Source organism: Psychrobacter sp. M17(2026), from assembly GCF_055699815.1.
The window spans coordinates 1,096,996-1,109,980 of sequence record NZ_CM146741.1; the positions used below are offsets into that span (position 1 = coordinate 1,096,996).

General features: G+C 42.0%; 9 protein-coding genes. 2 read left to right on the top strand and 7 right to left on the bottom strand.

The window, feature by feature from the left end; all coding sequences use genetic code 11:
• Window positions 1–336: 336 nt before the first annotated feature.
• The 3 genes from ACR63T_RS04645 to ACR63T_RS04655 all read right to left on the bottom strand — a co-directional run bounded on the left by ACR63T_RS04645 (window position 337) and on the right by ACR63T_RS04655 (window position 1,898).
• On the bottom strand, window positions 337–801 hold the full coding sequence (locus ACR63T_RS04645) for a hypothetical protein (protein ID WP_305899900.1): 465 nt from the start codon (window positions 799–801) through the stop codon (window positions 337–339).
• A 250-nt stretch (window positions 802–1,051) separates the two neighbouring features.
• On the bottom strand, window positions 1,052–1,618 hold the full coding sequence (locus tag ACR63T_RS04650) for an IS630 family transposase (protein ID WP_305899901.1): 567 nt from the start codon (window positions 1,616–1,618) through the stop codon (window positions 1,052–1,054).
• Window positions 1,545–1,898 carry an IS630 transposase-related protein gene (locus ACR63T_RS04655; protein WP_201613354.1) on the bottom strand — a complete coding sequence of 118 codons (354 nt, stop codon included), beginning with the start codon at window positions 1,896–1,898 and terminating at the stop codon, window positions 1,545–1,547. The genes ACR63T_RS04650 and ACR63T_RS04655 overlap by 74 nt, the downstream gene beginning before the upstream one ends.
• 137 nt (window positions 1,899–2,035) lie before the next feature.
• Here ACR63T_RS04655 and ACR63T_RS04660 point away from each other — a divergent pair, with 137 nt between their 5' ends.
• A complete protein-coding gene (locus ACR63T_RS04660; protein ID WP_305899902.1) occupies window positions 2,036–2,581 on the top strand; it encodes a rhodanese-like domain-containing protein in 546 nt (181 codons plus the stop codon).
• A gap of 238 nt (window positions 2,582–2,819) precedes the next feature.
• On the opposite strand, the gene ACR63T_RS04665 is transcribed toward ACR63T_RS04660, so the two are convergent.
• The 4 genes from ACR63T_RS04665 to ACR63T_RS04680 form a co-directional block, all read right to left on the bottom strand.
• Window positions 2,820–5,312, bottom strand: a complete 2,493-nt coding sequence (locus tag ACR63T_RS04665; protein ID WP_305899903.1) for an esterase/lipase family protein — start codon at window positions 5,310–5,312, stop codon at window positions 2,820–2,822.
• A gap of 316 nt (window positions 5,313–5,628) precedes the next feature.
• Entirely contained in the window at window positions 5,629–6,588 is a 960-nt protein-coding gene (locus tag ACR63T_RS04670) for a tetratricopeptide repeat protein (RefSeq protein WP_305899904.1), read from the bottom strand.
• Between the two features lie 258 nt (window positions 6,589–6,846).
• Window positions 6,847–7,485, bottom strand: a complete 639-nt coding sequence (gene coq7, locus ACR63T_RS04675; RefSeq protein WP_305900268.1) for a 2-polyprenyl-3-methyl-6-methoxy-1,4-benzoquinone monooxygenase — start codon at window positions 7,483–7,485, stop codon at window positions 6,847–6,849.
• Between the two features lie 247 nt (window positions 7,486–7,732).
• On the bottom strand, window positions 7,733–9,085 hold the full coding sequence (locus tag ACR63T_RS04680; RefSeq protein WP_305899905.1) for an MFS transporter: 1,353 nt from the start codon (window positions 9,083–9,085) through the stop codon (window positions 7,733–7,735).
• 288 nt (window positions 9,086–9,373) lie between these two features.
• Here ACR63T_RS04680 and ACR63T_RS04685 point away from each other — a divergent pair, with 288 nt between their 5' ends.
• On the top strand, window positions 9,374–12,934 hold the full coding sequence (locus tag ACR63T_RS04685; RefSeq protein WP_472784923.1) for an autotransporter assembly complex protein TamA: 3,561 nt from the start codon (window positions 9,374–9,376) through the stop codon (window positions 12,932–12,934).
• The last annotated feature ends 51 nt before the right edge of the window (window positions 12,935–12,985 follow it).

Sequence of the window (12,985 nt, forward strand, 5' to 3'; positions counted from 1 at the left end):
TCCGTAATTGTCGTAACTATTTGTGAAAGATCAAACAGATCTTAATAATAGGGAGCGGCAAATGTCACGGGCAATAGCCAAATATTCGTGAGCTGAGAATGGATACTAGCTAAATGCAAGTAAGTAACATTTAGCTAAAGTGTCGAATTGATATCCCTATAATTCAACAACCACCCGTTAATAGAATCAATAAATTGCTATCTTTTAATGTCGATATATTATGCGCCTAGCAGCACTATGTCGCAAGTAACAGCCTGTTATAAATACACACCTAATGGTCATAAACCAGCTGTTGAAATACCAAAGCACTCTTTAAAATACTCAATGAGCCATTTACTAAAAACTGGCTATCTTCGTATTTCTATCAATCATAACCTTAGCAATATCTGCTGGGTCAGCTGCTGTAACACCATCGATTAATGCCGATTGATCAAGGTCTTTACTAGGTAAGTAGATGGCACAAACTTCGACTTGAGTTTGAGTTTTTTGCATAACAGCTTTCATTAAGCCTTGAGCGCTCATGTTCTTGGGCGGCTGACCCATAGTCACACTAGATGGAGCATCGCGTAGCGCCATATCACCAGCTGGGCCGCACAGTAGTACGCGAGTGGCAGCGCCCTGCTGTGCTGATTGCATCGTCAGTACCATTGACATCAGCTGTACTTGCGCGTCATCTGAGGTGACGATCACTAGTAAAGGAGGCGTTAATGCTTTGACAGAGCGCGTCTCTTCAGCAGAAGCAGAGCCAGCTGCTAAAAAAGTAATAGCAGCACTTAGGGCGGTAATAAGGATTCTTTTCATAATATTTCTCTCATTGTTGTACAAAGTTATCGGCTATTACTTCACTCTTTAAGGCAAACAGCCGTCGAAAGATAATGCTGATAATGTATGTGTAAGCATAAGTGTAAGAGGTAACACTACTTTATGTTTAACAGACCCTAGATATATTTAGATAAATAATAGTAATATATAAATATATAATGTATTTACATATAGTAACATGCTATAGTGAATTTATTACAGTTATTTAATAAAAAAATTAAACATATAGTTAATCCAGAATAAAAGAGATACATCCCATATCACGAAACAGTTTAGGTAGATCATTCTCCATCCACCCTTGGCGTAGAAATTTTGCCTGTGCCCATTTTTTCTCTATGGGATTAAGATCAGGACTGTAGGGTGGCAGCCATAGAATACGATGGCCATGTCTGTTCAGTAATTTTTGAATGCGTTTGTTTTTATGAAATCGAGCATTATCCATAACAATTACGCATTTGGTTTTAAGGCTTGGAATGAGTGTGTGTTTGCACCAGTGGTAGAATATGTCACCATTAATATTCTGCTCAAAGTAATCAAGCGCAAACAGCATCTTTTCATACAAAGCCCCGATAACATTAGTACGCTTTTTTGATTGCCAGTTGTAGCTACCAATGCAAGGCGTTCCAATGGGCGCATAGCCGTAAGGGCGAATGGTTTCAGCCTCAAAGCCGCTTTCATCCATGAAAACGATGGGATAGCATTGCTTCATAAAACGATCAAGCTTACTCTGATATTCCGCTCTTTTGATTGGACATGCTTTTGGATGTTCTAAGGTCTTTTTTTTGACTGATACCAAGGCGCTTTAAGGCAATCTCAATGCCTGATTTGCTACAATTTAAACGCTGTGCTCTCTCATACATATAATCGTCTGGATACTGTTCAACATCTTTTAATAGCACGTCATTAGGTATTTTACTGGGTGGTTTATTCCGAGTTTGTTTGATACTTGGGTTTTTCAGCCAGCGCTGTAATGCGGTTTTACTAATATTGTAGAAAGTACACGCTTCACGAATACTCATGTCTTTACTTTTAACACTTTTGATCACTTGAGCTCGGAAGTCTGCTGAATAGGTCATATATTCTTATACCATTTCGCTTGTTTTAAAACAATTGTATCTTATTTATAAAAGACTGACTATAGCTAACTAGTCTAAAAGTTAAGATTGGAGTCATGCCTATAGCTGAAATAGCTTAAGCGCTCCTAGGGGGAAAAATGAAAGTTATTATGTTATCGCTACTTATTATGTTTGGTCTAAGCTCATATGTTCATGCAGACGATGCGCTATCAGTGACACCCAATGAGGTTTGGCGCTTAGTGCAACAAGATCCTGATCAGTTGCTATTTATTGACATCAGAGATCCTGTAGAGATTATGTTCGTCGGGTTTACCGATGCTGTCGATATCAATATCCCGTTTAAGTCGGTTGATCGCACTCAATTCAATGAGGATAAGGCTGTTTTTGCTATGCGCAGCAATTCGGACTTTGCTAGTGATATTGAAGAGGCGCTCAAGGCTAAGGGGCTTGATAAAGACGCTTTAATAGTGACTATGTGCCGCTCAGGCTCGGAGCGTGGTAAGCCAAGCGCTGACTATTTATTAACCCAAGGATTCACCAATGTAAAGTACATCGACCATGGTTTTCAGGGCAGCGCGGTCAAGCAAGGTGTCATGAAAGGGTTTCGCATAATGAATGGTTGGCAAAACTCAAAACTGCCGTGGTCATCAACGCTTGATGCCACCAAAATTAATAAACCTTAATTCTCAGTACTGTAACCAAAGGATTATTACATCATTGATAGTAAAGCGTTGTTTGGGCTAATTAAGTCGAGTTAATTGGATAAGGCTAATCAAAATAATAGGTGTGTACTAAATGTCTGTGCATTATATGGACTGAATAGGATGAGTCTAGGGCATACTAACAAATGCTTAATTGTTTATATGCCCTAGTTTATTTACATGACACACTTGTTCATTCAAGCGATACACTTAGTAGATATCACTGCTTTAACTGCTGATGTAATATTCGGCGTAAGGTTAGGATAGTTTGCGGATTAGATTGAATACTATGACCGCCTGTGATGACGGTTTCAGAAGCTGCACCATCAAGATGAGCGCTAGTATAAGGCACGATACCATCAGATAGCGTCTCAGTTAAGGCTTGGCTAATATCTTGATTGACCGTCACTGAGGAGACCAGTGGCGCACCAGATGTATCATCGTTATTGTCATTGTTATCATCAAGTGCTACTGCCGCAGCGTTATAACCCTCACCAGCCTCCTTGTCGGACAAAGGCTGCGATAAATCTATCTTGGCACCACCTGGCTGCATTCGTGCAAGGCCTTGGGTGATATCCGCATCGTTGTTAGCGATGATAGAGTGATAAGTAATACCTTCGTCAATCTTGATATCTTTAGTTAATTCGATAAAAGAGGATTTATTACTGAGCTGGCTGGCGCCATTTTGTAGATACAAGGCACCTAATGGATTTTGAGCCAAATCTCCTTGAGTGGCGATAGTAGCCAAATTATCGGTGACTGTTTTGACCAGTCCTACGGGCAGATATACTATCCGTCGCAGCGCGCGGGTAAACCAACGATCTGCATAATCGGTACCGCGAAACGGCGCAGACAAAAACACCGCCGTATCGACTTGAGTTAAAGTTTCAAGTTTCAGGCGCTCACCCAAGTCCTCAGCGCTTAATGCTTTTCTAAGCTTATCGTCAATCTGTAACTCATTGCTATTAGCTAGTAGATTTTTATCTTTGCTCTCAAGCACACCTAAATTATTTGCCAAATTATCATCAGACACCATCATACGTGCAATCAGTGCACCCATACTATGGCTAATAATCACGCTATTACTGCTGGCGCGGTTGCTCATGCTAGGGTCAGTCTGCTGATAAGTGGCGTTAATTAATTTTTGAATCTGATAGCGATTCTCTAGAATGGGCAAATTGGTCGGATAAAATATCTGCCACACTTGGTAGTTTTCGCGCAGCTTGTCATCATTAAAGATATCGTTGGTTAGATTAACCCAAGTTGCTGGGCTTGAGGCTAGACCATGGAGCATAATAAGGACGCGCTTATTAGGATCATAAGGCTCCAGCATGAATAATTTGGGTAAAGTAGTCTCATCTTTACGACTCAACAAATTGAGATAACCGACGCCATCTAGCTGATTCTCTGCCAACCATAGTCCATAACCTGCTGAAAAATTAGCCGCTAGTGGATAGTTGCCGCCCAAAATATCAACGCTATCGCTACGATAAGGGTTATATAGATAAATATCTAGACTCTCGCTTCCAAGTACATCCAAGATACTGTCGCCTTTGGGCTGGATATATCCTGTTAGTAGTAAATGACCTGTCGGATAAATACGAGCCGTAGCTTTACTATTGTCGACGCGCTCAGTAGCAGCAGATTTGCCAAGTTTGCCAGATAGTGATGCTGATAACAGTTCGCGAATAGTAGCTGTATAGCGATCATCTAAGGATGCGACTAAGCTCACTCCTAATCCTGGACGCTTACTAATAGAGTTCAGACCCGTTAGGCGCATCTGATAAGTTGAGGTCAGATCGATTAAGGCTGAGGTATCTTTATGAGCGTTTTTTAGATAATTATTTTCATTAGGCAGATGGATATTAAGGCTATAATTATCTAATGCTATTTGCATCACATTTATCTGATCAGTAGGCTTGCCAGGCAAAGGTGTCTGATTGGCAATAGCGGCTTTGTGATCCTCGTTGACGGTCTTAATTGCAGATAGGTACTTTATCTTACTTGCGCCCATGATTTTGGTTTTATCGATCGACTCATATAATTGAGTGAGGATATCATTAGTCGCAGCGTTATAGATGTCTTGAGTTTGAATATCGGTATCATTGGGGATTCGGTACTGCTGGCGTTTATCACTATCTAAGTCCGCCCCTGCAAAATCATGCTCTAAGCGATCATAAAATAAATAGCTGTAGCTATATTTTATGGCATCAAAAAGACGGGCTTGATAATTGAGCAAGCAGTTACGGGTATTTTTTTGTTTTAAGTCAGTCTGCTCAGCACTTAGTGGCGCATTGGCATAATAAGGATCTAGTGGTGGGCGAGTTAGCGCATCGCCGCAGTCGGATGATGCTGAAAGCTCGCGAGCTTTGGCGTAATGAAGCTCAGCAAAGATTGCCATAGAGGCGCGGTAGTGCTCATTTAGCATACTATCGCTCAACTGATCCAAACACAGATCAAAGCTCTGCAAGCAAGCTTGTTCGTTGAGACCTGCTGATAATAGGGTTGAGCTGGTAGTGGTGCTCAGATTATTACTAGTGGCAATATTACCACGCTGGTCAGTAATAGTCTTTGCTGAAGTCTGTTTGTTTACTGAAACGGTGCTACACGCAGGCAGCAGCACAAGGCAAGACACCGCTATCAAAGCTAAGTTTGAGGTAGTTCTCTTGTAACGATAAGCTTTCATGCAAGCGTTAAGACTGGCGATAATCATAGAGAGTCTCAATAAATTATGCTCAGACGTAAACATCAAGCATTAGACGATAAAATTTAAGTGTAGCGTAACTTTTATTAATAAACTATTTTTTTAGCTAAATTTTGCCTTAACTGACCTTCGTTATAGCCATAAAAAAGCACATAAGCTTTATTATTGATAAGTCATCAACATAAAACTAATGTGCTTTTATTACTCTTTTAATAATACTTTCTTAATACTACTGTCTTAATATCATTATCCTAACTCTCAGCTTACTTTGGCGCTGATGTTGTTTAAGTAAATACTAGCTTAAGTAAACATTATCAAGCGAGTATTACATAGTAGACGTCACATTAATGTCAGGAGCTGGAATATTCCAAATATAAAATTTACCATCTTCAACTAATTTGATCTGTTGCTTTAATATAGGGTTATTAGGGTTTTGGCGCTCAAGGCGACGCAGTCGCTCCAAAGCTTGGCTACGACGATCACTTAATAAATCAGACTGAGCAAGACTCTGTTCCGCTTCGGTATATCCAAGCGCGACCGCACGATCTAGATATTTTTGCCCCTCTTTAAAGCCGCCGCCCTCAGCGAGCATCATCCCATACAAAAAGTTGGCTTCACCGCTATCCGCTTTTCTCTTGATAGCGCGATCCACATACTGACTACCGCGTACGGCAAAGTCAGTTCCTAAGTCTAAGTTACGCCCCATGCCGTTAAGTTTTGCTGCGCGGATGAGCACATCATAAGAGGCATCAGGCGCTTTGGCGTACGGATCGATCCACTCTGATAAAGCTTTAATTTTTTCACGCGCATTATAGCGCTGAGTACGATTAGGGAAGTTTGGCGGATAATGACGGGCGTTAGGAGAAACATCTTCGATAAAATCATCGAGCAAGCTGACATCTATCTGCTGATTGCCACGAGTATCTTGAGCAATGAGTATTGTTTTGATGAAACTAACATCAGAGATAAGCGCTTGCGGCACTGGAATATTGGCCAGTTGACCAAGGCTAATGTCAATACCTGTCGCGGTAATAGGACCTGGCTGATAAAGACGTGTTAATGGCACAGCGGCATTATTAGCGGCTAATTGCTCTGGCGTCAATTGTGCTGGAGTAGCCGTTGTGCTCGGCTGAACACGACGAACAACACGCTTACTTGAGTCAGTGGCGCTAGGAACGGCAAGAGTATCGTTTGGCGCGGCACTAGCTGGCACGGCAAACATAATGCTGCAAGCAGTAGCTAGAGCCGTAAGGGTTGCAAATTTATGATAAGTTGAGTGACTCATATTATAGGATACCTTTATTAGTATGACTAAAAAATTAGTATGATTAAAAATTAGCAGGGTTAAAATAGGATTAATAAGGTCTAACTGAGCAAGAATTATTAACAAATTATCAGTACCGTAGCAAACTATTATAAGGCCACTCAATAGTGAGTTTGTTATTAATATCTTACTACTATAACTTCACTACTAGGCCAATTTTTGACAAGCACAAATAATTTGAAGATACTTATATACTTTAAAAATACTAAGAATAATGTCCTAGAAGTGATAAGACGCCTTCTTCATACAATCAGCAAGCAAGCGCATAGTGTAACGCACAGGTGGTGACAAAGCGGCGCCGCCACTTTGTAGTGCAAGCTCTCGGTGGTGTAGCTCCTCGATATCCATTTGTGCTAATATTTCGCGCGAGCGCTGATCTTGCAGTGGTAAGCGGCCAATATGATCTTGTAGATGCTCGCTCACTTGCGCTTCGGTTTCAGCGACAAACCCTAAGCTGAACTCATTAGATATCGCACCTGCAACCGCACCAAGACCAAATGACATGCCGTACCACAAAGGCGTGAAGATACTAGGATGACTGCCTAGCTCTCCGAGACGAGTCTCACACCAAACCAAGTGATCTACCTCCTCTGCTGCTGAGTTTTGCATCGCTTGTTTGACGTCACTATTTTTGGCCGCGAACCCCTGACCATGATATAGACCTTGAGCGCAGACCTCGCCTGTATGATTGATGCGCATAAGACCAGCCACATGCCTTGATTCAGTGATACTCAGCTCAGGAATATTATCGTTGCTGACGGGTAGCGGGCGGGTGCTAGGATTGGAGCGTGGAACGATTGCTCGTAGCGCTTGGTCAACGCCAAGCAATAAATGATCCATCTTCGATAAAGTGCGCAAACTCATAATAAACTCCTACTATTAATAAATAATAGCTTTCTAATTTTAATCACATTTTAAGCGTATTGGCTAAACGTATTTCAAGTGCCTTTTAAACAATCTTTAAAAACTTTTTAAGAACAGTTGCGCTGAATAAAACAGGCTTTACTATAGCAAACCTTAGCCAATATCAGCATAGCAATTATGTACTTAGGGGTTCGTTTACGCCTTGTTTATGTCTTTTTTACACTTAGTTTTGAGCTAGCTGTTAGTCATCATGACGTTGGCTAAAGCTATCATCAGCAGTATCATGCGTTTGGATGACGGCGTGCTGAATATGCTTATTGAGCTTTAAGTATAAAAACAGTCCGAAAGCTATATTCAATAAGCCGGTAACTAAGAACAGCTGTGGCAATGACATAGCCAAAGAGTTCAACACTACAATAGCAAATATGGCCGAGGTCACCATAAAGATGGCATTGAAAATATTATTCGCACCAATGATACGCGCACGATGGCTTTTTGGTGCATAGGCTTGCATAGAAGCGTATAGGGGTACAATGTAGAGACCACCACTAAAGCCTAAAAAGAACAAATCTACAAATACGCGCCAGCTGCCTGTTATATCCAACAAACCGCCGATACCTAGCAGAGTATCACCGGTATCTATGTTCAATCCTGACAGCGAAAAATAAAGATCGATAGCAAATATACTTAACCCTGCGATACCAAAAGGTAGCAAGCGTAAACTGACTTGGTTTTTGGTCAGAGTCTTACATAATAGCGAGCCGATCGATACACCAACTGAAAACAGCGTCAATAAAAAAATAACGATGGACTCATCACCTTGTAAGATAACTTTGCTGACCTCTGGCGTCTGAGTCAAAAACGTCGCTCCATAAAACCAAAACCAGCTATTACCTAAGATGACAAAGAATAAAAACGGTAACGAATATAAGTATTTTACGGTCGCCACGCTAGTGGTAAAAATATTCCAGTTTACTTTGAGATCAGGCTGCATCGCAGGCGTCACTGGGATAAAACGCGCTGCCATGTAACCTAACACTGCCACGATCAAGACGGTAGCGCTGATCCAATACAGCGACTGAGGCAACTGCGTTAATACCCCAGCGATAATCATACCGAGTAATATCGCTAATGACGTACCCATTTGAAATAAACCGTTAGCGCCGACCAGCTCATCCTTTTTCATGGCTTGCGGTAGATAGGCGTATTTAATTGGGCCAAAAAAAGTAGAATGAGTGCCCATTAAAAACAGTGCCACAAAAAGCAGTGGATACCATTCAAAGATAAAACCTACTGCAGCCACTGCCATGATAACAAGCTCAAGCAGCTTGACAAAACGCGTCAGCTTAGACTTCTCAAACTTATCGGCGAGCTGACCTGCCAAGGCTGAAAATAAGAAATAGGGCAAGATAAATAGCATAGCCGCCAAATTGTTCAAAATACTGACTTCGACCCCAAGCTGACTGGCAGCGGTATAAGTTAGTACTAATATCAAGGCTTGCTTAAAGACATTATCGTTGAAGGCACCCAAAAACTGAGTAAAAAACATCGCACTAAAGCGCTTGCGCTTAAATAATTGAAACTGACTGGCCATAAGTGCTCCTACAAGCATATAACGTCTAGTGGTTTGGGCAAGCTTTTAGAGATTTAAATAAGCTTTAAATAAATAATAGTTAGCACTATCAAAAACTTATCTAAATATAAGATAGGTTTTATCATTATAAGGCCGTATAATAGCAAGGGTTTGCAATAAAAACCTGTTTTCGATGCTATGATTTAATATTTAACTCAGTTATTATTTGCAAGCTTTAACAGATATTAACTGAAATTCAATACTTATGAGCTAATTTATGCCAAATGAAGTGATAGGAAATAAGTCATTATGAATCATCCGTCTAAAGCTTCATTACTTGGTGTAGATCATCTACCAACTACTCATACTATAGCGTTGTCAAACCGCTCTTGCACTCGGTATTTGCTTGCGTCTTATCCGCGTAAGCATTTTGCTAGATCCGCTTTATTTACCGCCCTTGCTAGCAGTTTAGGTCTAGTGATAACCATGACGCCAGCAATGGCAGCTGATAATGCTAACAGCAATATTAACAGTAATGCCAATAACATCGTTAAGAGTGATGCATCTCTCACTACCAAAGCCGATATAGATGATGACACGGTACTAGATGCCTTACGTCTAAAAAACGCAGTCGAAAAGGGTATTATTGATCGCTCGGTATTAGAAGAGTACAACCAACAGAATATAAACAACAACGGCAAAGGTAATAGCACTACTCGCAATGAAGCTATAAGCAATAATAGCGATAGTATTAATGCTGGTAATGAAACTGCTCTCTCAGAGCAACAGCTACAACAACAAGCGCAGCAAATACAGCGAAGTGGCTATCAGATGATGACCCCTGAGCAGATTGAGAGTGAGCTTGCAGCGCTTGATATTTTAGATAATCAGCAAGACGCTGTTTCTAATGATTATAATAATGACTCTGACAACAGTGGTTTTGACAGTAGTCTCAATGACGATATCTTTACTAGTGGTAACGATTTTGACGCACCTATCGCTACTTTAGATAGCGCTCAGCCACCTATTGGGTTTGACAGTGAGCTTGATCAAGCCAGCTTGCCGACGCCTAGTAACCTTGAAACCCTAAATATGCCTCAGGATCAGCAAGATGTCGAGGAAGTGGCTGAGATTATGGCCCGTCCTATTCAAGTCAGTGACGCTGTCAGTAGTGGGCAAGTAGACCCTAGCGCCGATATCACTCAACAAGCCCGTCCTGAGCAAGCTTTGGCGCAGCAACAAGGTAAGCCTGTTACAGACGCTGGTAATCAGACCCAAGATATTCAGGCACAAGCTGGCGCAGGTAGAGTACCTGATATCGTTGACAATGGTGACCAAGCGACGCCCGATAATACGTTAGATCCTGATGATTACTTACCAGAGTACCAAGTGGCGACGGATGAGCAAGCGCTGAGCGAAGGCGTTGAGCAGGCCAACAAGCCCAAGCTCAGTGCCCGTAACTCTGAGAGCCTTGTTAAACGCGCTTACAATAAACTATTCAATGGTGGCGTTGTTGCCTTGCCGCACGTTGAGACTACCGTCTATCTGCAACAAGCGGCTACCGATAAAAATGGCGTTAGCACCACAACACTGATTAAAGCGGATAAAGATATTCAACCGATAAACAATATCAAAGCGGCCTTGGATGACACTACCATACAGTCAGTGGTTGACTTTACCGCAGCACTACCACGCTTGCGTCAATCTGCATTGGATGCTGCTCGCGCTGTTGGTTATTACGATATTAGCTTAAAATTGCGCCAGTCTAATAGCGATACTATCGATGTTATTATTGAAAAGCTTGGTGAGCCAGTACGGGTGGATAGTCGCATAGTGGATATTCGTGGCGCGGGTATCGAGCAACCTGAATTCAAAGAGCTTGAGGCCAAGCTTGCACCGCAAGAAGGTGATATTTTCAATCATCGTGTTTACAAGAATAGCAAAGCGGCTCTTGAGTCACTGAGCAACACTTATGGCTATTTTGACCAGTATTGGCTCAATAAATCAGTGGATGTTATCTTGCCTGATAATACTGCTGATGTGTCGCTGGTGTACAATACAGGCGATCGTTATGAGTTTGACGAGGTGGTGTTCTTTACTTATGATAAGGCCACAAATACTCTGACTCGAGATCCTGCTAAATTGCCTGTTGAACTAAGTTTATTACAGCAGATGTTCGACTTTGAGGCGGGCGATCCTTTTTATCGTCCATCTATTACCAAGTTTGGTAATGACTTATCCGCCACGCGCTACTTTAATACCGTAAACGTAGAATCCATCTTACCAGCTGATGCTCGCAGTGCCGCCAGCACTTTAGCGTTCGATAATGTACCTGCCAATAGCGAGAGCGACTTAGATCCTGATGTGGATAGCGATCAGACTATTAGCAATAGTAATAACAGCAGTAACGACAATAGTAATGCGACTTTAGGCCAAGCTAGTAGCGCTGATAACACTACCGATGAGAATGCTGGTACTGGTACTGGTACAGTTATAGCGGGTAGCGCCAGCTCAGACAATGCAGCAATCGTTGATCCCGCTGATATAGCCCCTATTGAATTTGAAGTTGATGAGCAAACGAGCGAGAAGCTACGAGCAATTAAGCAAAAAGCAACGCGCTTAATCCAGCTACCTAATAATCGAGTACTGGATGAAAAAGAGGAGGAGGCGCAAAACTTCTTAGGTAAAATAAGTGACTCTATTAGTAATGTGGTTAAAAAAATCATTCCTGATGAAGAGAGAGCCTTTAGGGATGAAAATTTTGTACCGCCAACTTTAGAGGGTCGTATCACTCCAGCACAAGTCAAAGAAAATAAAAAAGTACCCCTGTATGTGTTTGTATCTTCCGATAAGCCACGCGATGCCCAAGTGGGCTTAGGTTATGGCACTGATACAGGGGTGCGCGCCACGGGTAAGATCGACTATAACTTGATCAATCGCCAAGGTTATCAAGCAGGGGCTGAGGTTGAGCTCTCAAGGATTACCAAAAACGCTACGGTCTATGGCAGTCGTCCTTGGAAGCATCCGCTTAATGACAAGCTTGAGGCGCGTCTGACCTATGAAGAAGAAGTTATTGATAAAGGCGAAAGTACTTTTGATCTGTCGACCCAAACTCTAAAAGCCGCTTTAGCCCGTAACATCCGTAAAGATAGTGGCTGGAATAGCAGCTACTTTGTCAATTATCGCCTAGACAAGCTAGAATCAGGGGTCGATGAGATTGATTTACAGGATACCCCTATAGAGTTTATTTTCTCAGAACCCAAGCAGCAGGCGTTGTTATTTGGCTATGGCATTAATAAGACCGATGTCAATAATGTGATCAACCCTACCAGTGGTATACGTCAGTATTATAGTATTGAGGGTGGCACTGAGAGCCTAGCGACCGATACCGATATGGCGATTGTCAGAGCAGGGGTCAGCGGTTTATATAGTTTTGGGGATGACAATAAGCATCAGCTATTGGGTAGTTTTAATACTGGCTATATTTGGGCTGATGACTTTGATAGTGTGCCATATAAGTTGCGCTTTTTTGCAGGCGGGGATCGGAGCATTCGTGGCTATGATTATGAGAGTCTATCGCCTGTATTTGAATCGCCTTTAACTGATAAGAGCTATTTAACAGGCGGTCAAGTACTGGCAGTTGGAAGTGCTGAGTATAACTACGAGTTTATCCCTGGCTTTCGAGGCGCAGTATTTACTGATGTAGGTAATGCCTACGACACCGATTTTGACACTGAAACCAAAGTTGGTGTAGGCGTTGGTATCCGCTGGGCATCGCCAGTTGGCACAGTGCGAGTTGATGTCGCCGCTGGGGTCTCTGAGGAGAGCATTCCTGTTAGACTACACTTCTTTATCGGATCGCCCTTATAATGCTGGTCGTTAACAAGGCTATTTAACTTGCCTTAAACAAAACCAGTCCTA

Excerpts from the sequence above, each read along its gene's own strand:
- ACR63T_RS04645 (WP_305899900.1), bottom strand. The coding sequence starts at position 801 with ATGAAAAGAATCCTTATTACCGCCCTAAGTGCTGCTATTACTTTTTTA.
- ACR63T_RS04655 (WP_201613354.1), bottom strand. The coding sequence starts at position 1,898 with ATGACCTATTCAGCAGACTTCCGAGCTCAAGTGATCAAAAGTGTTAAA.
- ACR63T_RS04660 (WP_305899902.1), top strand. The coding sequence starts at position 2,036 with ATGAAAGTTATTATGTTATCGCTACTTATTATGTTTGGTCTAAGCTCA.
- ACR63T_RS04665 (WP_305899903.1), bottom strand. The coding sequence starts at position 5,312 with ATGATTATCGCCAGTCTTAACGCTTGCATGAAAGCTTATCGTTACAAG.
- ACR63T_RS04670 (WP_305899904.1), bottom strand. The coding sequence starts at position 6,588 with ATGAGTCACTCAACTTATCATAAATTTGCAACCCTTACGGCTCTAGCT.
- ACR63T_RS04680 (WP_305899905.1), bottom strand. The coding sequence starts at position 9,085 with ATGGCCAGTCAGTTTCAATTATTTAAGCGCAAGCGCTTTAGTGCGATG.
- ACR63T_RS04685 (WP_472784923.1), top strand. The coding sequence starts at position 9,374 with ATGAATCATCCGTCTAAAGCTTCATTACTTGGTGTAGATCATCTACCA.